This is a genomic window from Micromonospora sp. LZ34 (assembly GCF_052981855.1).
Window position 1 is genome coordinate 198123 of record NZ_JBRIQN010000002.1, and the last position, 19370, is coordinate 217492.

The window sequence follows — 19370 nt, forward strand, 5'->3', positions numbered from 1 at the left end:
GGGGGCGGGTGGCCGGTCGACCGGCCACCCGCCCCCTCGGCGTCTTCCCCGGCTCAGCCGACCGGGGCGAAACCCGGCAGCCAGCGCTCCAGGATGCCCCGGTAGGGCGCCTTCGCCTCCAACTGGCAGAGCACGCCGATCGAGCCGAGCGTCACCCGGTGGATCATCAGGTACGACGGGGGCAGGTTGAGCTGCCGGCTGAGCTGGTAGGCGGGGGAGCGGGGGCTGGCCAGCCGGGCCGCCTCGGCGCGCAGCCAGGCCCGGCTGAACCGGAACTCCTCGGCGGCGATGGGCTCCAGCATCGGGCGGAGGAACTCGAGCACCGCCTGGGCGTCGATCTCCTCGGTGGAACCGATGAACCCCTCCGCCCGCAGGCCCGCCACCACCTCGTCGGCGTCGCCCCGCAGTGCCAGCGCGGCGATGCGACCGATCGGCTCGGGCGTGCCCTCCGGCATCCGGGCCACCGCGCCGAAGTCGATCACGCCGAGCCGGCCGTCGGCCAGCAGCCGGAAGTTGCCCGGGTGCGGGTCGGCGTGCAGCAGCCCGGCCCGCTGTGGCGCGGACAGGTGCAGGGTGGCCATCAGCCGGCCCGCCTCGTCGCGCTGCTCCTCGGTGCCCTCCCGGATGATGTCGGCCAGCGGCGTGCCCTCGACCCACTCGGTGATCAGCACCCGGGGCGCCGCGGAGACCACGGCCGGGATGTAGATCTCCGGATCGTCCGCGTACGCGGCCGCGAAGGCGCGCTGCGACTCCGCCTCCAGCTCGTAGTCCAGTTCCTCGGTGATCCGTTCCCGAAGCTCCACCAGGAGCGGCTTGACGTCCAGTCCGGGCTGGATCGCCCGGAACATCCCGCCGAGTCGGGACAGCTGCTTGAGGTCGGCGAGCAGGGCGTCGCCGGCGCCCGGGTACTGGATCTTGACGGCGACGTCCCGGGTGTTCGGCGCGCCGGAGGGGGCGTACCCCGGCTCCCGCCACACCGCGCGGTGCACCTGGCCGATGCTGGCCGCGGCGGCGGGGGTGTCGTTGAACTCCACGAACCGGTCCCGCCAGTCCGGGCCGAGCTGCTCGGCGAGCACCTTGTGCACGCTGGCCGCCGGCAGCGGCGGCGCGGCCTCCTGGAGCTTGGTCAGCGCCTGCCGGTAGGGAGCGGCGATCTCCTCGGGCAGCGCCGCCTCGAAGACCGACAGCGCCTGGCCGAACTTCATCGCGCCGCCCTTGAGCTGGCCCAACACGCTGAACAGCTGCTCGGCGGTGCGCTGCTGGATCTCCGCCGAGATCACGTCGGAGGCGAGCCCGGTGACGCGCTTACCCATGCCGAGGACGGTCCGACCGGCGAAGCCGAGCGGCAGAGCGGCGAGCTTGGCGGTCCGGGACACGGCCCGGCGCGGGATGTCGGTCACCCGGTCATTGTTACCGACGCGAGGGGCCCGCTGCTGCTCTGCGCCGGCCTCGGTGGTCACCGCCGCGCGCGGGAACACCCACAGGAGGGGTGCGGGGGCCAGACCCGGCGCCGGAACCGGCCCGGCCCGGTCACCTCCACCGCGCAGCCCAGCGTCTCCGGGGTGCCGCCGTCGAGCTGGGCCAGCGCCTCGGCGGTCGCGTACCCGCCGGCGGCCAGCAGCGTGGCGGCGGCGCACTGCTCCGGGCCGTCGGCCGCGAGCTGGGCGGCGAGCGCCGGCCAGTCCGGGTCACGGTCGGTCCGGTGCAGGTCGAGGCAGTTCAGGCAGGGCCCGACCGGGGGTCGGACGAGCGGCCCGATCACCGGTACGCCCTCCCGCAGCCCCACCAGCAGGTGCGGCTGCCGCCGCTGGGCGTACCCGGCGGCGAGCAGGGCGGCCGGTCGGTCGGCGCCGAGCCGGACCACCAGGTCGGCGCGGACCCGCCGGAGCGGACCGGTGCGGGTGCCCGGGGCGGCCCGTTCGACGGCGTCGCGTACCGCCGCGGCCAGCGGACGGCCCACCTCCGCGGCCGGGATGCCGGCGCCGACCAGGTCCGCCGGCCGGACCGTGCCGGCCAGGTCCGGGTGCACGTGCCCCGACCCCCGCCTGGGCCAGCGCGACGGCTACCGCGGCGCCGAGCCGCCCGGCCCCGCCCACCACCACCCGGGCGGCCAGCCGGCGGCGCAGGACCTGGGCGGGCGTGCCGGGCAGCCGGGCGGCGGCCAGGGCGAGCGCGCCGGCCTCGGCGGCGAGCCGGGAGCGGACCGGTCCGGCCAGTTCCGGGGCAGCAGGGCGTGCGCCGGCAGCAGCAGGCCCGCCGCCCGCAGCGCGTCGAGCAGAGTACGGGCGTCGTCGGGCGGCACGTCGGCGTCGGCCGCGTGCGCCAGGACGCGACGTTCGCTGCGGCTGCCGTCGAGCAGGTCGAGCAGCCGGGGCCGCCCGCGGGTCGGCGACCTCGAGCAGGACGGCCCGCCCGGGTTCGATCCCGAGCTGGAGGGTGTGCCGGTCGCGCCAGAGCCGGGCGAGGCCGGGCAGCAGCGTGGGCCGGGGCAGGGGAGGACGGGTCATGCGACGGATCGTGACCGTTCCCCTGCTGTCCGTCGATCGTTGTCCACAGGTGCGCGGCATCCTGTCCAGGGCTGTCCACAGGAATTGCCGCGATATCCACAACCGGCGGGTAACCCGTGTCGGTCACCCGACAGTACGGCCCGGAAACGGCGGAAGGGGTGGCCGACGGCCACCCCTTCCGCACATCCGGGCCGGGTCAGACCTTCGCCTTGCCCAGGATGCGGTTCACTGTTGTGCCGCACACCGGACACTTGCCCTTGGCCATGTTCATCCCGGTCTTGGAGACCTCGATGCGTCCCTCGAAGTCGCGCTTCTCCTTGCACTTGACGCAGTAACCGTTGTAGGTCTGGGCCTGGTCGGCCACGGTGCCCTCCTCGTCTCGTCCGCCGGCCCATGTCTACCGGCGGGGTGCCCGGCGGCGGGCCACGCGGGGCGCCGGCGCTGGGTCATTCTCCGCGGCCACCCACGTGACCGCTGGTCCGCGGACCCTACCCAGGTCTGGGCGGTTCCATGTCAGCTGTGCATCGACACTGTGAGGAAGTCGACGTCGAGAGTGTGCATGGCGAATTACGTCGGATAAGTCAGTTTGGCGGGGACACGCCGACCGAACCGCCCTGAAAGCCGTCGCCGCCCCCCGAGCGGCGCCCGGACGGATGATCACCTACGGTGGAGAGGGAGAGGCGTACGCGGCCCGCCGGCCGCCACGAAGGGTGACGGCGGTGCGCCGCGAGGGTCCGGCTAAGAATTTTTCGGGACTCCTGGCGACCAATCCCCATTTTCCGGGCGCGTGTCGAGGGGTTGACTCTTGCGGACCCCTGGTCACTACGCAGTAGCTTTCCTTCGTGGCAGGAATCCGAGGCTGCGCGGCCCGCTGATGGCAGGGGTGCGGAAGCCGGTCGTCGAGGTACGGCGCAGCCAGCGCCGGCGACGCACGGTGTCCGCCTACCGCGACGGCGAGCGGGTGGTCGTCCTCATTCCCGACCAGTTCTCCCGGGCCGAGGAGAGCGAGTGGGTCGACCGCATGCTCGCCCGGCTCGCCGCCCGGGAGGGGCGGCTGGCCCGCTCCGACGACGAGCTGCTCGTCCGGGCCACCCGGCTGATCAAGCTCTACCTGTCCGAGCACGGCGTGCAGGCCGTCCCGGCGAGCGTCCGCTGGGTCACCAACCAGAACGGCCGGTGGGGCTCCTGCACCCCGGCCGACGGCACGATCCGGCTCTCGCACCGGGTCCAGGACATGCCCGACTGGGTCATCGACTACGTGCTCCTGCACGAGCTGGCCCACCTCATCGTGCCCAGCCACAACGCCCGGTTCTGGGCGCTGGTCAGCCGCTACCCGAAGACCGAGCGGGCCCGGGGCTACCTGGAGGGCGTCGCCGCCGCCTCCGGCACCCCGCTGACCGACTGACCGGCCCCGGTCGCCCGCACCACGGCCGTGGGATCCGGCGGGTCCGCGTAGGGTCGGGGCGTGGCACGACGTGTGGTGGTGGCGTTGCTCGGCCCGGTGACCTGGGCGCCCCCGGGCATCGATCCGGCGGGGTGGCGGGTCGCGCTCGCCGAGGACGTGGTCGACCTGCTCGCCACCCTCAACGAGGTGCAGACGGCGGTGGCGGTCACCCCCGCCGACCGGTGGCTCGCCGACGCGGTGGTCTGGCCGGGCACCGCCGTGTACGAGGTGCCCGAACCCACGCCGAACGCGGTGCTCGCCGCCCTCGACGGATTTGACCAGGCGGCCGTGGTGGCCGGGGACGCCCCCGACGTGCCCGGGCTGACCATCGGCAAGCTGCTCCGGCCGCTGACCAGCCGGCCGGTGGCGGTCGCGCCGGCCAAGGGCGGTCCCGGGCTGCTCGGCGTGGCCGCCCGGCTGCCCGTACCGGAGTGGCTGCCGCCGCTGGACCTGGACCGCGCGCAACCGGCGGCCGTGCGCACGGCGGCGCCGAGCCCCGGGGACCTGGCGGTGACCCCCGGCTGGCACCGGTTGCGCGGTGCGGCCGACCTGACCCGGCTCGACCCGGCGGTGGAGGGCTGGGAGGCCACCCGCGCGCTGCTCTCCGGCGCCGGCCGCCCCGGCTGAGCCGCACGTCCGCGGCCCCGGTCGGGCCGGCGGACCCGCCGGCCCGACCAGGGGTGGTCAGCGGTTGTCGTCGCCCTCGGTGTCGTCGGTGCGCCGCTCCGGGCCGCCCGGCGCCTGCTCCTCCGGCCCGCCGGGGGCGGTGAAGTCGAAGTTCTCCAGCTCGCTGAGGTCGAACTCGGACATCGCGAAGGCCACCGGGTCGGCGAAGTCGTCGTCCGAGGGGAGCAGGTCGGGGTGGCCCCAGAGGGCGTCCCGGCCGGCGATCCCGCGGTGCTCGGTGAGCGCCGCCCAGAGCGCCGCCGCCTCGCGCAGCCGGCGCGGGCGCAGCTCCAGGCCGACCAGCGCGGCGAAGGTCTGCTCGGCCGGGCCACCCGCGGCGCGGCGCCGGCGGAACGCCTCGCCGAGCCGGACCACGTTCGGCAGCCGGCCACCGGCGGCGCTGTCCACCACGTGGCAGACCCAGCCCTCGACCAGGGCCAGCGCGGTCTCCAGCCGGGCCAGCGACGCCTTCTGCGCGGGGCTGTCCTCCGGGGTGAAGATGCCCTCCAGCGCGATCGCCTGCATCGACTCCGGGTCGGTCGGGTCGACCCGCCCCATCGCCTCCTCGATCGCCTCCCGGTTGACCCGGATGCCGGCGGCGTACGTCTCCACGGCGCTGAGCACGTGCCCGCGCAGCCACGGCACGTGCTGGAAGAGCCGCTGGTGGGCGGCCTCGCGCAGGGCCACGTAGAGGCGGACCTCGTCCTCGGGCAGCTCCAGGCCCTCGCCGTACGCCCGGATGTTGGCCGGGATCAGCGCGGCCGTGCCGGCCGGGCCGAGCGGCAGCCCGATGTCGCCGGCGGAGAGCACCTCGGCGGCGAGCGAACCGAGCGCCTGACCCAGCTGGCCGCCGAAGAGCGCGCCACCGAGGGTGGCCACCATCGACTGCATCGGGCCGAGCTGGGCGCGGGCCTCCGGCGGCACCAGGTCGCCCATCGCACCGACCATCCGGCTGGCCACCGGGTCGCAGAGCTTGCGCCAGACGTCCAGGGTCTTGTAGATCCACTCGTTGCGGTTCCAGGCCATCGAGGTCTGGATGCCCGAGGGCAGCGCGGAGGCGGGCTCGAGCCAGAGGTCGGCGAGCCGCAGCGCCTCCTCCACCGCGTTGCGCTCGTAGGGCGAGACCGCCGGATCGCCGGCCGCGGCGAGCTGGCTGGCGGCGACCTGCCGGGCCAGGTCCCAGTTGACCGGCCCGCTGCCCGACGAGGAGAGCAGGTGCTGCAACTGCGACATGAACTGCTGCATCTGCGCGGGGTCGTTGGGGTCTGGTGGTTGCCCACCCGGGAGCGCGAATCCGAACGGAATATCAGGCACGACGTCTACGGTACGCGCGCCGCGCCCCAGGTCGCCCCCGCTGGCGTTGCGCTGAGGGCGAAGTCGCGGTTCACCCGCCGGAGCACCCCACCCCGGTCGGTACGCTCTGGCGCATGAAGCGTCGCGGCGTGACCGTCCTGCTCGGTGCTCTGCTCACCACTCTGCTCAGCATCGGCGTGCTCGGCGCGCCCATTCCCTACGTGGTGCTCGGCCCCGGGCCGACCGTGAACACGCTGGGCAAGGAGGACGGCAAGGACGTCATCGAGGTGACCGGCCGGGAGACCTCCACCTCCGCCGGGCAGCTGCGGCTGACCACGGTCGGCGTCCAGCCCACGGTCAAGCTGCGCTCCGCGCTGGCGGGCTGGTTCTCCGACGACGAAGCGGTGGTGCCGCGCGAGCTGGTGTACCCGCCGGGGGAGACCCAGCAGCAGGTCGAGGAGCGCAACGCCGAGGACTTCAAGGTCTCGCAGACCAGCGCGGAGACGGCGGCGCTGCGCGAACTGGGCTTCCCGGTGCAGGTGGTGGTCAAGATGGTCGCCGCCGACGGCCCGTCGGCCGGGGTGCTCAAGGCCGGCGACGTGGTGACCTCGGTCGACGGGCAGCCGGTGCCGGTGGCGTCCCGGCTCACCGAGCTGATCCGGGCGAAGCCGGCCGGGAGCACGCTGAGGATCGGCTACACCCGGGGCGGCGCGGCGGCCACCGCGTCGGTGACCAGCCGGGAGCAGGACGGCCGGCCCCGGATCGGGATCGAGATCGAGCAGCAGCAGCCGCACCCCTTCACGGTGAAGATCGACCTGGAGGACATCGGCGGTCCGAGCGCCGGTCTGATGTTCGCCCTCGGCATCGTGGACAAGCTGACGCCTGCGGACCTGGCCGGCGGGAAGGTCATCGCCGGCACCGGGACCATCGACGACGAGGGCCGGGTCGGGCCGATCGGCGGCATCGCGCAGAAGCTGGTCGGCGCCAAGCAGGCCGGCGCGACCGCGTTCCTGGTGCCGGCGGACAACTGCGCGGAGGCCGTCCGCAACCCGCAGCCCGGTCTGCCGTTGGTGAAGGTGGGTTCGCTCGACGAGGCGCTCGCCGCGCTGGAGACGCTGCGGGCGGGCGGTCAGCCGACGCGCTGCTGACCGCCGACGGATCGGCCGCTCAGCGGCCGGTCCGGCGGGGTCGTCCGCGGTGCCGCGGCGGCGGAACCGGCGCGCTCGGCGGCCCGGCGACCGGCCGCCCGATGGCCGGCGCGCGGCCGCCGCACGACCGTGACCCGACAGCTTCAGGAAGACCCCGTACTCTGGGTGCCTGGTCGGAGCCGATCACATCGAGCGTGCGGAGCCAACAGTGGTCATGCGTAGCAGCAGCCCCCTGCCGAGGATGAGCCGACGCGGACGCGTCACGATCGGCGTCCTGGTCGGGGTGTTCGTGCTCTTCACCCTGCTGGGGTGGGGTGTGCAGGCGTGGACGGACTGGCTGTGGTTCGACGAGGTCCGCTACACCCAGGTCTTCACCGGCGTGCTGGCCACCCGGCTGCTGCTCTTCCTCGCCGTCGGGCTGGGCATGGCGGTGGTCGTGGGCGGCAACCTCTGGCTCGCCCACCGGCTGCGCCCGCGGATGCGTCCGCACTCGCCCGAGCAGGCCACCCTGGAGCGGTACCGGATGCTGCTGAGCCCCCGGCTCGGCCTCTGGATCGCGGTGGTCGCCGCGGTCGTCGGCCTCTTCGCCGGGCTGAGCGCGCAGAGCCGGTGGAACCAGTGGCTGCTCTTCCGCAACGGCGGCGACTTCGGCGTCAAGGACCCGGAGTTCGGGGTGGACGTCGGCTTCTACGTCTTCCAGCTGCCGTTCTGGCGCTACCTGCTCGGGGTCGGCTTCACCGCGGTGGTGCTCTCGCTGATCGGCGCGCTGGCCGTGCACTACATCTTCGGCGGGGTCCGGCTGCAGGGCGTGGGCGACCGGATGACCAACGCCGCCCGGGCCCACCTGAGCACGCTGGTCGCGGTCTTCGTCCTGCTCAAGGCGATGGCGTACGTGCTGGACCGGCGGGCCATGCTGCTGGAGTACAACGACGGCGCCAACGTCTACGGCGCCGGCTACGCCGACGTCAACGCGCTGCTGCCGGCCAAGGAGATCCTCGCCTACATCTCCGTCGTGGTGGCGATCGCGATCATCGTCTTCTCCAACGCGTGGATGCGGAACCTGGTCTGGCCGGGCATCTCGCTGGCCCTGCTCGGCGTCTCCGCGGTCGCGATCGGCGGCATCTACCCGTGGGCGGTGCAGACCTTCGAGGTCAAGCCGAGCGCCCGGGACAAGGAGGCGCCGTACATCCAGCGCAGCATCGACGCCACCCGCGCCGCGTTCGGGCTGGCGGTCGCGAAGACCACGCCATACGCGGCGGCCAACCTCACCCCGCCGCCGAACCTGGCCACCGACACCTCGGTGGTGCCGAACGTCCGGCTGCTCGACCCGCAACTGGTCAGCGAGACCTACACCCAGCTCCAGCAGGTCCGCGGCTTCTACGATTTCGGCCCCAAGCTGGACATCGACCGGTACGGGGTGAACGGCAAGACCTCCGACTACGTGGTCGGCGTCCGGGAGATCAACTACGGCGAGCTGACCGACCAGCAGAACAACTGGATCAACCGGCACACCGTCTACACCCACGGCTACGGCCTGGTGGCCGCGCCGGCCAACCAGGTGGTCTGCGGCGGCCAGCCGTTCTTCGTCTCCGGCTTCCTCGGCGAGAAGGCACAGGAGGCCTGCTCCTCGCAGACCGAGCAGATCCCGGCCAGCCAGCCGCGGATCTACTACGGCGAGCGGATGGAGCCCGGCGACTACGCGATCGTCGGCAAGGCGGGGGCCAACCCGGCCGAGTTCGACCGGCCGGTCGGTGAGGGCGGCGAGAGCGGCGAGGCCTACTACACCTACACCGGCGAGGGCGGCGTCGAGATCGGCTCGTTCACCCGCCGGCTGCTCTACGCCATCAAGGAGCAGGAGTCCAACTTCCTGCTCTCCGAGGCGGTCAACGAGAACTCCAAGCTGCTCTACGTGCGCAACCCGCGGGACCGGGTGGAGAAGGTCGCGCCGTTCCTCACCCTCGACGGCGACCCGTACCCGGCAGTGATCGACGGCCGGGTGCAGTGGATCGTGGACGGCTACACCACCGCCGCGACCTACCCGTACGCCGAGCGGGTCAACCTCCAGCAGGAGACCACCGACGAGCTGACCGGGCGGGGGACGTTCCAGCTCGCCCGGGAGAACGTCAACTACATCCGCAACTCGGTCAAGGCCACCGTCGACGCGTACGACGGCACCGTCCGGCTCTACGAGTTCGACGAGAACGACCCGGTGCTCAAGGCCTGGAACAAGGCGTTCGGCGGCGACCTGGTGCTGCCCAAGGAGCAGATCCCGGTGGAACTGGCCGAGCACTTCCGCTACCCGGCCGACCTGTTCAAGGTGCAGCGCAACCTGCTCACCAAGTTCCACGTGACCAACCCGGGCGACTTCTACTCCGCGCAGGACTTCTGGCAGGTGCCGAACGTGCCGGACGCGCCGGACAGCGGGCAGAAGCAGCCGCCGTACTACCTGTTCACCCAGTTCCCCGGGCAGGACTCGCCGCGGTTCCAGCTCACCTCCGCGGTCACCCCGAACGGCCGGCAGAACCTGGCCGCGCTGATCTCCGGGTCGTACGTGGACGGGCAGCCACAGCTGGAGGTGCTGGAGCTGCCGGACCAGACCCGGATCTCCGGCCCGGTGCAGGTGCACCAGCAGATGACCAACAACGCCAACATCCGCCAGCAGCTGAACCTGCTCTCCTCCAACCAGGCCCAGGTGCAGTACGGCAACCTGCTCTCGCTGCCGTTCGGCGACGGGATGCTCTACGTCGAGCCGGTCTACGTCAAGAGCAACCAGCAGGACGCGTACCCGCTGCTGCAGAAGGTGCTGCTGTCGTACGGCGACGGCGGCTCCTACGTGGCGCTGGCCGACAACCTCACCGACGGCATCAAGCAGCTCGTCGAGCAGGGCAAGCGGGCCGCCCAGGGCGCCCCGCCGCCGCCCACCGGCGGCACCCCGCCGCCGCCCGGGACGCCGACCACCCCGCCGGCGCTCACCGGCGAGCTGGCGGAGGCGGCCAACCGGGTCCAGGCCGCGATCACCGAGGTGCGGGCCGCGCAGGCGTCCGGCGACTTCGAGCGGTACGGCCGCGCGCTCAAGGCGCTCGACGAGGCGCTGACCGCGTTCCAGCAGGCCCAGCAGGCGGCCTCGCCGGCGGCCACCCCGACGCCGGGCGGCAGTGCGCCGGCGAGCCCGAGCGGCAGCCCGCCGCCCACGCCGAGCGGTGGCTGACCCGCCTTACGACGACGCGGGCCCCCGGGCCGCGGACCGACTCCGGTCCCCGGCGCCGGGGGCTGTGTCGTTCACCTGACCGAATACTCGACCGGGGCATGCAACCTGCTGGCGCGTTGCTCCGTCCTGTCTGCAACACACGGCGAGGACCGGGGGAAGCGTGGTCGGCTCATGAGAGATGCACACAGTTTTGACGAGTTCTACCGGAGTACCTCCCGGCGGATGCTCCGGTACGGCTACGCGGTCGCCGGCGACTACACGGAGGCTCAGGACCTGGTGCAGGAGGCGTTCGCCCGGGCCTGGCGGCAGTGGGACAAGCTGGTCGACCATCCGGCCCCCGAGGCCTGGTTACGCCTGGTGGTGGCCCGGCTGGCCACCGACCGGTGGCGCCGCCTGCACGGTCTCCGCGGTGTGCTCAGCCGCAGCGGTCCACCGGCGTCGGTGCCCGCGCCCAACGAGGACAGCGTGCTCCTGGTGAACGCGCTGCGTCAGCTGCCGGCCGCCCAGCGGCAGGCCCTCGCCCTGCACTACCTCTTCGACATGTCGGTGGAGGAGATCGCCCGGGAGACGGAGGTGCCGACCGGCACCGTGAAGTCCTGGCTCTCCCGGGGCCGTTCCCGGCTGGCGGCGCTGCTGCCCGACTACTCCCCGGAGCTGGAGGCCCACGATGTCGCGTGAACTGTCCGATCTCTACCATTCGCTCGCCGAGGATGCCGACCGCGGGCAGCTGGCGCTCCCCGAGACGCTCCGGCGCCAGGCCGACCGCCGGGCCCGGGTCCGGGCCGCGGGCACCGCACTCGCCGTGGCGGTGCTGGTCGGCGGGGTGGCGACCGGCGCCCGGTTGACCCTTTCCGCAGACCCGGCTCCCGTCCCGCAGCCCGCCGGGACGCCGACGCCCACGCCGACGCCGACCGTCCCGTCCCCGGCCCCGTCCACGACGCCGTCGTCGCCGCCGACGTCCGCGGCAGCGGGCGCCGGCCCGAGCGGTGCGCCGACCGGTGGGGCCGCCCGCACGCCCACCTCGATCCCCGACCGGGCGTTCTTCACCCTGGCGAAGGCGAACCGCACCGGCATGGACCCGGTCTTCCGGGACACGGCCCCGCTGCCGAAGCTCTGCGACGCCCGCTACCCGAGCGAAGCCGCGGTCGTGCAGAGCCGCACCCGCAACCTCGCCTACAAGCTGGCCGGCACCCCGGAGGGGTACGTCCCGGACGGCAGCTACGCGCACACCATCACCATCTACCGGTCCGGCCGGGCCGACGACTTCCTCCGGGAGCTGCGCCAGGCGGTCCGCGACTGCCCGGAGGGGGAGGGGCAGAGCAACGGCACGCCGGCGACCTCCCGGCAGCGACTGCTCCCGGACAGCGGCTACGGCGACGAGTCGGTGCTGTTCGAGATGCGGGTGGCGGCGCAGGACATCAACGGCGACCCGACCGGCGGCGACGAGATCCGCCTGGTCCGGGCGATCCGGGTCGGCGACGTGGTGACCGTGCTGTGGGAGCAGGGCTGGGAGAACACCTCCAGCAAGCGGTCCCAGGTCGACGCCGACAGCCGCCGGGCGGTCGACGCCATCGAGGACTGGCTGCGCTGAACCGGCGGCGGTCCGGGCCGGCGCGTTCGCCGGCCCGGACCGCGAGGCGAAATCCCAGCTCAGCGGGGGTGGGTGCCGGCGCCTGCCGGGTCGTTTTGCGGCAGCGCGGGGTGGTGCGCTACGGTTGACGAAGCGACGCGGGGTGGAGCAGCTCGGTAGCTCGCTGGGCTCATAACCCAGAGGTCGCAGGTTCAAATCCTGTCCCCGCTACCACCCGGAACGGCCCCGAGGAGAATTCCTCGGGGCCGTTCCGCTTCCGGTCCCGGCGGTGTCCGGCCACGGTCACCTCCGCTCACGCCGAAGGCCCGCAGAGTCATGTCGACGCCCCAGCGATACCGCCCGCGCCGGTGGGATCAGGGGGCGGCTGATCATCCGGGCGGGGATGCGATAGAGTAGGTGAGCCGACGCGGGGTGGAGCAGCTCGGTAGCTCGCTGGGCTCATAACCCAGAGGTCGCAGGTTCAAATCCTGTCCCCGCTACTGTCCCGAAGGGCCCCGGATGTCTCCGGGGCCCTTCGGCTTTCCGTGCCGTCGGCAACGGCCCCGGCGATTCCCGGTCGACCGGCCTGCCGGGCTTGCGGTTCTCGGCGAGGATGTGGGCATGTCTTCTTACGGCAAGTGGTGGGGCCGGCTGAGCGCGGTCCTCGGTGCGGTGGTGCTGTCGGTCTTCGTGCCCGTGGCGGCCTGGGCGTCCACCGGCACGGGTGAGCTGGTGGTGGAGGCCGCCCGGCGGCGGCGCGGTGGCGGCTTCGGGTTCCTCGGGCTGCTCTGCTGCCTGGTGGTGGTCGCCGCGATCGTCTATCTGGTGTTCCGGCTGACCCGCAACCGTCGCGGCGGCCCGCCGCGCTGACGGATCCGTCGCGGCGGGGTCCGCGGGGCCGTCCACCGGCCCGGCGGGCCGCCGGGGATCAGGCGGCCAGCGCGGCGTTGGCCTGGGCCATGAACCGGGACGTGGCGGCCCCGGCGTCGGCCCGGCCGGAGCGGACGCTCTCGGCGGCGTCGAGCAGCAGCGCGCGGACCCGGGGGTGGCCCGCCGGGGGCGGGCTCGGCGCCGGCCCCAGCCCGCCGGCCAGGGTGACGCCGAAGGCGGCGGCGCGCTGCTCCACCGGGTCGGTGAGGCTGCCCTCGGTGTAGCGGCGGACGGCCAGGCTGGGGTTCATGCCGCGGTCGTGCCCGAGCACGGCGCCGGCCTCGCCGTTGGTGGTGAGGAAGTTGAGCACGTCCACCACCGCCGCCGGGTGCCGGGTGCCCTGGAAGGCCGCCCAGTACATCGACGCCCGGGCCCACTGGGCGGCCGGTGGCCCGGGGAAGGCCGCCAGGGCCAGCTGGTCCCGGCTCAGCCGCTGCAACTCGGGCAGCTGGTGGGACCAGGCGAGGGAGGCGGCGGTGGCGCCGGTGACCACGAGCTGCCGGGCCGGCTCGTCGCTGTCGGCCTGCTCGACCAGGGCGGCGCTCGGCGTGGCCCGGCCCGCGCGGGCCCGCTCCCACAGCGCGAACCACTCGGTCAGCGTGTCGGCGGCGAAGCCGAGCTGCCGGCCCCGGTAGAGCTCGCCGCCCCGGGCGCGCAGCCAGAGCCAGAGCGCCCGGTAGTCGCCGGACGCGTCCACGGTGCCGGCGACCCGCCCGCCGCCGGCCCGGGTGACCTGTTGTGCCCAGGCGACGTACTGGGCCCAGGTCATCCCGGTGCGCGGCTCGGCCACCCGCAGCCGGCGCAGCAGGTCCCGGTTGAACACCAGCGCGGCCGCGGTCTGCGCGGCGGGCACGCCGACCGTCCGCCCGGCCACCTCGCCGTACCGGGCCAGGCCGGAGGGTAGGGCGCTCAGGTCCAGCCGCCGGTCGGCGACGTACCCGCCGAGGTCCAGGACGATCCGGCGCTCCGCGTACTCGGTCAGCACGCTGTCGTCGAGCTGGAACAGGTCGGGCACGTTGCCGCCGGCGGCCTGGGTGGCCAGCCGGTCGTAGTAGCCGGCGCTGCCCTGCCAGGTGATCCGGAAGGTGACCCGGGGGTTGCGCTCGGAGTAGAGCCGCAGTGCCCGTTCGGTGCGCTCGGCCCGGGCGGCGTCGCCCCACCAGAAGACCGACAGCTCGACCGGCCCGTCCTCGGTCCGGGTGGCCTGCTCCCCGGTGCACCCGGTCAGCCCGAGGACCGGGGCGCCCAGCAGCGCGCCGAGCACCCGGCGTCGGCCCGGATCCGCGCCGGGGCGGTGCAGCGGGAAGCGGGCGGCGGGCACGGGGCCTCCTGCGGCGGTCGGGCGGCGGGTCGGATCATTCACGCAGGCGCCGCCGGAGGGTGTCAACGGCCTGTCCGGCCACACCGCCACCCGCCCGGCTGCGGGATTGCCGCCCGCGTCACCGGCCACCGGGCGTACGCAGGCCACATGGTGTACTAGGGCACGTGGAACTTCTGCACTCGGGCAAGGTCCGGGACGTCTACGCCGACGGCGACGACCTGATCCTGGTCGCCTCCGACCGGATCTCCATCTACGACGTGGTGCTGCCGACGCCGATCCCGGACAAGGGCCGACTGCTCACCGCGCTCTCGCTATGGTGGTTCGAGCAGCTTTCCGACCTGGTGCCCAACCACGTCATCTCGGCCACCGACGTGCCGGCCGAGTTCGCCGGCCGGGCGATCCGTTGCCGGCGGTTGGAGATGGTCCCGGTGGAGTGCGTCGCCCGGGGCTACCTGACCGGCGGTGGCCTGAAGGAGTACCAGCGCACCGGCGCGGTCTCCGGCGTGCCGCTGCCGCGTGGCCTGGTCGAGGCGTCGATCCTGCCCGAGCCGATCTTCACCCCGTCCACCAAGGCGCCGGTGGGGGAGCACGACGAGCCGATCACCTTCGTCGAGGTGGTGGACAAGGTGGGCGCCGAGACCGCGGAGCGGCTGCGGCAGATCGCCCTCGACGTCTACCGGCGGGGCGCCGAACTCGCCGCCGACCGGGGCATCCTGGTCGCCGACACCAAGATCGAGCTGGGCTGGTCGGCGGACGGCACGCTGATGATCGGCGACGAACTGCTCACCTCCGACTCGTCCCGGTTCTGGCCGGCCGAGTCGTACCAGCCGGGGCGCGTCCAGTTCTCCTACGACAAGCAGTACGTCCGGGACTGGGCCACCACCAGCGGCTGGAACAAGCAGGACCCCGCCCCCGAGGTGCCGGCCGAGGTGGTCGAGGCGACCCGGGCCCGCTACGTCGACGTCTACGAGAAGCTCACCGGCAACCGCTGGGACTGAGCGGCGCTCAGTCCACCCAGTCGAGGGTGCGCTGCACCGCCTTGCGCCAGCTGCGCAGTTCGCGGTCGCGGTGCTCCGGGGTCATCGCCGGGGTCCACTCCGCGTCCGAGCGCCACTGCTCGCGCAGGGTCGCCAGGTCCGGCCAGAAGCCGACCGCGAGGCCGGCCGCGTACGCGGCGCCGAGGCAGGTGGTCTCGGTGATCCGGGACCGGACCACCGGCACGTCGAGCACGTCGGCGAGGAACTGCATGAGCAGCCCGTTGGCGGTCATCCCGCCGTCCACCCGGAGCCGGCGCAGCGCCACGTCGGAGTCGGCGTTCATCGCGTCCACCACCTCGCGGGTCTGCCAGGCCGACGCCTCCAGCACCGCCCGGGCCAGGTGCCCCTTGGTGATGTAACCGGTCAGCCCGGCGATCACCCCGCGCGCGTCGCTGCGCCAGTGCGGGGCGAACAGCCCGGAGAAGGCCGGGACCACGTAGCAGCCGCCGTTGTCGTCGACCGTGCCGGCCAGCTCCTCGACCTGGGCGGCGGTGGAGATCAGGCCGAGGTTGTCCCGCAGCCACTGCACCAGCGAGCCGGTGACCGCGATCGCCCCCTCCAGCGCGTACGCGGCGGGTTGCCCGTCGATCCGGTAGGCGACCGTGGTGAGCAGGCCGTGCGCCGACGTGACCGGGCTGGCGCCGGTGTTGAGCAGCAGGAAGCCACCGGTGCCGTAGGTGCACTTGGCCTCGCCCGGCTGGAAGCAGGTCTGCCCGAACAGGGCCGCCTGCTGGTCGCCGAGCGCGCTGGCCACCGGCACCCCGGCGAGCACCCCAATGCCCTCCCCGTAGACCTCGGCGGAGCTGCGGATCTCCGGCAGCATGGCGGCCGGCACGCCCATCGCGTCGAGCAGTTCCGGATCCCAGTCCAGGGTGGTCAGGTCCATCAGCATGGTGCGGCTGGCGTTGGTCACGTCGGTGACGTGCCGGCCGGTCAGCTTCCAGATCAGCCAGCTGTCCATGGTGCCGAAGAGCACCTCGCCGGCCTCGGCGCGCTCGCGCAGCCCGTCGACGTGCTCCAGCAGCCAGCGCAGCTTGGGGCCGGCGAAGTAGGTGGCCAGCGGCAGGCCGGTGCGGGCGCGGAACCGCTCCTCGCCGTACGCCTGCGCCAGCTCGCGCAGCAGCGGGCCGGTGCGGGTGTCCTGCCAGACGATCGCGTTGGCCACCGGGCGGCCGGTGGCCCGGTCCCAGACCACGGTGGTCTCCCGCTGGTTGGTGATCCCGACGGCGGCCAGCCCGATGGCGTCGGTGCCGGCGGCCTGCAGCGCCTCCCGGACCACCTGCTCGACGTTGTCCCAGATCTCCTCGGCGTCGTGCTCCACCCAGCCCGGCTGGGGGAAGTGCTGCCGGTGCTCGCGCTGCGCCACGGAGACGATCTCCCCGGCCCGGTCGAAGACGATGCACCGCGACGAGGTGGTGCCCTGATCGATGGCGGCGACGTACTCTCCGGTCACGGCAGCACCGTACCCGGCCGGGCGTCCGGCCGCCGCCCGGCGCCCGCGGCCGCCGCGTCCGTCCGGCACCGGGCCGGTGATGATCCGTACGATGTGCAGACGTGCGTGACATCGCCGTCTTCAGCGGAACCGCCCATCCCCAACTCGCCGCCGAGATCTGCGCCCACCTTGGTGTTCCCCTGCACCCGGTGCGGGTGTCCCGGTTCGCCAACGACTGCCTGGAAGTGCAGTTGCAGGCCAACTGCCGGGAGCGGGACGTCTTCCTGATCCAGCCGTTGGTGCCGCCGGTGCAGGAGCACCTGGTGGAACTGCTGCTCATGATCGACGCCGCCCGGGGCGCCTCGGCCGGCCGGATCACCGTGGTGCTGCCGCACTACGCGTACGCCCGGTCGGACAAGAAGGACGCGCCGCGGATCTCGATCGGCGGCCGGCTGGTGGCCGACCTGCTCACCTCGGCCGGCGCCGACCGGGTGCTGGCGATGACCCTGCACTCCCCGCAGGTGCACGGCTTCTTCAGCGTGCCCGTCGACCACCTGCACGCGCTGCGCGAACTGGCCGCCCACTTCAGCCGGTACGACCTGGGCAACACCGTGGTCGTCTCGCCGGACCTGGGCAACGCCAAGGAGGCGGCGGCCTTCGCCCGGCGGCTTGGCACCCCGGTGGCGGCCGGGGCGAAGCAGCGGTTCAGCGACGACCTGGTCAAGATCAGCGCGGTGATCGGCGACGTGACGGACCGGGACGTGATCGTGCTGGACGACGAGATCGCCAAGGGCAGCACGGTGGTCGAGCTGATGGAGCACCTGCGCGAGTTCAGGGTCCGCTCGATCCGGCTGGCCTGCACGCACGGCCTCTTCTCCAGCGGGGCGCTCGACCGGCTCGGCGCGCAGGAGGGGGTGCTGGAGATCGTCTGCACCAACACGGTGCCGATCCCGGCGGAGAAGCGGGTGCCGAAGCTGAAGGTGCTCTCGGTGGCGCCGGCGCTGGCCGAGGCGATGCGCCGGATCCACAACGGCGAGTCGGTCAGCGCCCTCTTCGGCTGACGGTCAGTCGCGGCGGTCGCGGCCGGCGTGCTGGTGGGCACCGACCGCCGCGCTGATCCGTACCGTCGTGCCGGCGGCGCCGGTCTCGACCTCCATGCTGTCGCTGAGTTCCCGGGCCAGCCAGAGCCCCCAACCGCCGGCGGTGTCCGGCGCGGGTCGGCTCCGGTCCGCCAGCCGTCGGGCACTGATCCCGCGACCGCAGTCGGAGACCTCGCAGACCAGTTGCCCGGGCTGCCGCCACAGCCGCAGCGAGCCCTGCCCGCCGCCGTGCCGGACCGCGTTGGTGATCAGCTCGTTGACCGCGAGCACGAAGTCGTCCAGCCGCTGCCCGGAAAGCCCGGCCGCATGCGCGCAGGAGGTGACCGAGTGGCGTAGCTCGGTCACCTGGGCCTGAGCGAAGGCTTCGGCGATCAGGAGGGAGGGTTCGATGGGCACAACCGTACGCGGTACCGGGGGATCAACGTTCGTCATGGACCCGTCCCGACAGCGCAGCTCGAAGTTTTTCGCGGCATTTCCACCGTACGTCAGGGTTTCCCGGGTCGCATCAGCCGGGGTCGCGGGCCACCTGCGGCGCTGTGGCATCGTGGCCTCCGTGCCGTCCCCACCCGGTGGTTTCGAGGTCCCGCTCTGGCGGGCCGTCGCGGTGTTCCGGGTCGCCTCCCTGGCGTACGTCTGCGTGGTGGTGCTCCGCGACGCGCACCGGTACGCCCACCCGCTCGCCGCGGCCGGGGTGGTCCTGGTGATGGCGGCCTGGACCGCGGTGACCGCGGTCGGGTACGCCCGCCCGCGGTGGCGGGGGTGGCCGCTGCTCCTGGCCGACCTCGGCGTCGTCCTCGGGATCCTGCTGGTCACCCCCTGGGTGGTCGGGCGCGCGGCGCTCGCCGCCGGGGTGACCACCCTGGCCGTGGCCTGGCTGGGCGGGCCGGTGCTGGCCTGGGCGGTCTCCGGCGGGCGGCGCCGGGGTGTCGTCGCCGCCCTGGTCCTCGGCGCCGCCGATCTGGCGACCCGGGGGATGGTCACCCCGTCGGGGCTCAACGGCGCGATCCTGATGCTGCTCGCCGGCGTGGTGGTGGGGCACGTGGCCCGGCTCGCGGTGACCGCCGAGGAGCGGCTGCACCGGGCGGTCGAGCTGGAGGCCGCGACCCGGGAACGGGAGCGGCTGGCCCGGGACATCCACGACTCGGTGCTCCAGGTGCTGGCGCTGGTGCAGCGGCGCGGCGCGCACCTGGACGGCGAGGCCGGCGAGCTGGCCCGGCTCGCCGGGGAGCAGGAGGCGGCGCTGCGGGCGCTCATCGCCGGGGCCGGCCCGGCCCCGGCCGCCACCGACGACGGTCCGGTGGACCTGCGCGCGCTGCTCGGCCGGTACGCCTCGGCGACGGTGTCGGTCTCGGCGCCGGCCACCCCGGTGCCGCTGCCCGGGCCGGTGGCCCGCGAGGTGGCCGCCGCCACCGCCGCCGCGCTGGACAACGTCGAGCGGCACGCGGACGGCCGGGCCTGGGTGCTGGTCGAGGACGAGGGGACCACGGTGACGGTGTCGGTCCGCGACGAGGGGCCCGGGGTCCCGGCCGGCCGGCTGAGCGAGGCGGCGGAGCAGGGGCGGCTCGGGGTGGCCCGGTCCATCCGGGGCCGCCTGGCCGACCTCGGCGGCACCGTACGGATCACCTCGGCCCCGGGCGCCGGCACCGAGGTGGAGCTGACCGTGCCCCGGGCGCGTCGGTGAGCGCGAGGAGTGAGCCGGGTCTGCGAGCCCCGC

Annotated in this window: 16 protein-coding genes, 2 tRNA genes and 1 pseudogene; 12 read left to right on the forward strand and 7 right to left on the reverse strand. The window is 73.9% G+C overall.

What is annotated here, in order from left to right:
• Positions 1–53: 53 nt before the first annotated feature.
• From ACVCAH_RS03240 to ACVCAH_RS03250, 3 genes and pseudogenes are all read right to left on the reverse strand, one after another.
• Positions 54–1400 (reverse strand): ABC1 kinase family protein, encoded by a 1347-nt coding sequence (locus tag ACVCAH_RS03240; RefSeq protein ID WP_447134530.1) that lies wholly within the window; start codon positions 1398–1400, stop codon positions 54–56.
• Positions 1401–1456: 56 nt separating this feature from the next.
• A pseudogene (locus ACVCAH_RS03245) lies at positions 1457–2507 on the reverse strand (hypothetical protein).
• Positions 2508–2703: 196 nt separating this feature from the next.
• Positions 2704–2871, reverse strand: a complete 168-nt coding sequence (locus tag ACVCAH_RS03250; protein ID WP_165945332.1) for a DUF5679 domain-containing protein — start codon at positions 2869–2871, stop codon at positions 2704–2706.
• A 510-nt stretch (positions 2872–3381) separates the two neighbouring features.
• Between ACVCAH_RS03250 and ACVCAH_RS03255 the strand changes: the two genes are divergently transcribed.
• Both ACVCAH_RS03255 and ACVCAH_RS03260 read left to right on the forward strand, forming a co-directional pair.
• Positions 3382–3912 carry a M48 metallopeptidase family protein gene (locus ACVCAH_RS03255; RefSeq protein WP_447134531.1) on the forward strand — a complete coding sequence of 177 codons (531 nt, stop codon included), beginning with the start codon at positions 3382–3384 and terminating at the stop codon, positions 3910–3912.
• Between the two features lie 60 nt (positions 3913–3972).
• Positions 3973–4578: a hypothetical protein gene (locus ACVCAH_RS03260; protein ID WP_447134532.1), complete on the forward strand. Its 606-nt coding sequence runs from the start codon at positions 3973–3975 to the stop codon at positions 4576–4578.
• Between the two features lie 57 nt (positions 4579–4635).
• On the opposite strand, the gene ACVCAH_RS03265 is transcribed toward ACVCAH_RS03260, so the two are convergent.
• Positions 4636–5862: a zinc-dependent metalloprotease gene (locus tag ACVCAH_RS03265; protein WP_447134712.1), complete on the reverse strand. Its 1227-nt coding sequence runs from the start codon at positions 5860–5862 to the stop codon at positions 4636–4638.
• 182 nt (positions 5863–6044) lie between these two features.
• On the opposite strand from ACVCAH_RS03265, the gene ACVCAH_RS03270 reads away from it, so the two are divergent.
• The 7 genes from ACVCAH_RS03270 (at position 6045) to ACVCAH_RS03300 (ending at position 12706) form a co-directional block, all read left to right on the forward strand.
• The gene (locus ACVCAH_RS03270) at positions 6045–7058 is read left to right on the forward strand and encodes a YlbL family protein (RefSeq protein ID WP_447134533.1); all 1014 of its coding nucleotides are present in this window, start codon (positions 6045–6047) and stop codon (positions 7056–7058) included.
• Positions 7059–7272: 214 nt separating this feature from the next.
• Positions 7273–10266, forward strand: coding sequence for a UPF0182 family membrane protein (locus ACVCAH_RS03275; protein ID WP_447134534.1), 2994 nt, complete (start codon positions 7273–7275; stop codon positions 10264–10266).
• 171 nt (positions 10267–10437) lie between these two features.
• The gene (locus ACVCAH_RS03280; protein WP_447134535.1) at positions 10438–10944 is read left to right on the forward strand and encodes a SigE family RNA polymerase sigma factor; all 507 of its coding nucleotides are present in this window, start codon (positions 10438–10440) and stop codon (positions 10942–10944) included.
• Positions 10934–11857, forward strand: a complete 924-nt coding sequence (locus ACVCAH_RS03285; RefSeq protein WP_447134536.1) for a hypothetical protein — start codon at positions 10934–10936, stop codon at positions 11855–11857. The genes ACVCAH_RS03280 and ACVCAH_RS03285 overlap by 11 nt, the downstream gene beginning before the upstream one ends.
• A 136-nt stretch (positions 11858–11993) precedes the next feature.
• A tRNA-Met gene (locus ACVCAH_RS03290) sits at positions 11994–12070 on the forward strand.
• Positions 12071–12262: 192 nt separating this feature from the next.
• A tRNA-Met gene (locus tag ACVCAH_RS03295) sits at positions 12263–12336 on the forward strand.
• Positions 12337–12457: 121 nt separating this feature from the next.
• Positions 12458–12706, forward strand: coding sequence for a hypothetical protein (locus ACVCAH_RS03300; RefSeq protein WP_447134537.1), 249 nt, complete (start codon positions 12458–12460; stop codon positions 12704–12706).
• 58 nt (positions 12707–12764) lie between these two features.
• Here ACVCAH_RS03300 and ACVCAH_RS03305 read toward each other — a convergent pair whose 3' ends face one another.
• Positions 12765–14087, reverse strand: coding sequence for an ABC transporter substrate-binding protein (locus ACVCAH_RS03305; RefSeq protein ID WP_447134538.1), 1323 nt, complete (start codon positions 14085–14087; stop codon positions 12765–12767).
• Positions 14088–14251: 164 nt separating this feature from the next.
• Here ACVCAH_RS03305 and ACVCAH_RS03310 point away from each other — a divergent pair, with 164 nt between their 5' ends.
• Positions 14252–15085, forward strand: a complete 834-nt coding sequence (locus ACVCAH_RS03310; protein ID WP_447134539.1) for a phosphoribosylaminoimidazolesuccinocarboxamide synthase — start codon at positions 14252–14254, stop codon at positions 15083–15085.
• Between the two features lie 7 nt (positions 15086–15092).
• Here the strand turns inward: ACVCAH_RS03310 and glpK are convergent, their stop codons facing one another.
• Positions 15093–16577: a glycerol kinase GlpK gene (glpK, locus tag ACVCAH_RS03315; protein ID WP_447134540.1), complete on the reverse strand. Its 1485-nt coding sequence runs from the start codon at positions 16575–16577 to the stop codon at positions 15093–15095.
• A 101-nt stretch (positions 16578–16678) separates the two neighbouring features.
• On the opposite strand from glpK, the gene ACVCAH_RS03320 reads away from it, so the two are divergent.
• A complete protein-coding gene (locus tag ACVCAH_RS03320) occupies positions 16679–17617 on the forward strand; it encodes a ribose-phosphate diphosphokinase (protein ID WP_447134541.1) in 939 nt (312 codons plus the stop codon).
• Positions 17618–17620: 3 nt separating this feature from the next.
• On the opposite strand, the gene ACVCAH_RS03325 is transcribed toward ACVCAH_RS03320, so the two are convergent.
• Positions 17621–18088, reverse strand: coding sequence for an ATP-binding protein (locus tag ACVCAH_RS03325; protein WP_447134542.1), 468 nt, complete (start codon positions 18086–18088; stop codon positions 17621–17623).
• 121 nt (positions 18089–18209) lie between these two features.
• Here ACVCAH_RS03325 and macS point away from each other — a divergent pair, with 121 nt between their 5' ends.
• Positions 18210–19337 (forward strand): MacS family sensor histidine kinase, encoded by a 1128-nt coding sequence (gene macS, locus ACVCAH_RS03330; protein ID WP_447134543.1) that lies wholly within the window; start codon positions 18210–18212, stop codon positions 19335–19337.
• The last annotated feature ends 33 nt before the right edge of the window (positions 19338–19370 follow it).

What these genes read in the sequence shown, in the direction of transcription:
- ACVCAH_RS03255 (WP_447134531.1), top strand. Translation starts at nt 3,382, where the DNA reads ATGGCAGGGGTGCGGAAGCCGGTCGTCGAGGTACGGCGCAGCCAGCGC.
- ACVCAH_RS03265 (WP_447134712.1), bottom strand. Translation starts at nt 5,862, where the DNA reads ATGCAGCAGTTCATGTCGCAGTTGCAGCACCTGCTCTCCTCGTCGGGC.
- ACVCAH_RS03270 (WP_447134533.1), top strand. Translation starts at nt 6,045, where the DNA reads ATGAAGCGTCGCGGCGTGACCGTCCTGCTCGGTGCTCTGCTCACCACT.
- ACVCAH_RS03275 (WP_447134534.1), top strand. Translation starts at nt 7,273, where the DNA reads ATGCGTAGCAGCAGCCCCCTGCCGAGGATGAGCCGACGCGGACGCGTC.
- ACVCAH_RS03280 (WP_447134535.1), top strand. Translation starts at nt 10,438, where the DNA reads ATGAGAGATGCACACAGTTTTGACGAGTTCTACCGGAGTACCTCCCGG.
- ACVCAH_RS03285 (WP_447134536.1), top strand. Translation starts at nt 10,934, where the DNA reads ATGTCGCGTGAACTGTCCGATCTCTACCATTCGCTCGCCGAGGATGCC.
- ACVCAH_RS03300 (WP_447134537.1), top strand. Translation starts at nt 12,458, where the DNA reads ATGTCTTCTTACGGCAAGTGGTGGGGCCGGCTGAGCGCGGTCCTCGGT.
- ACVCAH_RS03325 (WP_447134542.1), bottom strand. Translation starts at nt 18,088, where the DNA reads ATGACGAACGTTGATCCCCCGGTACCGCGTACGGTTGTGCCCATCGAA.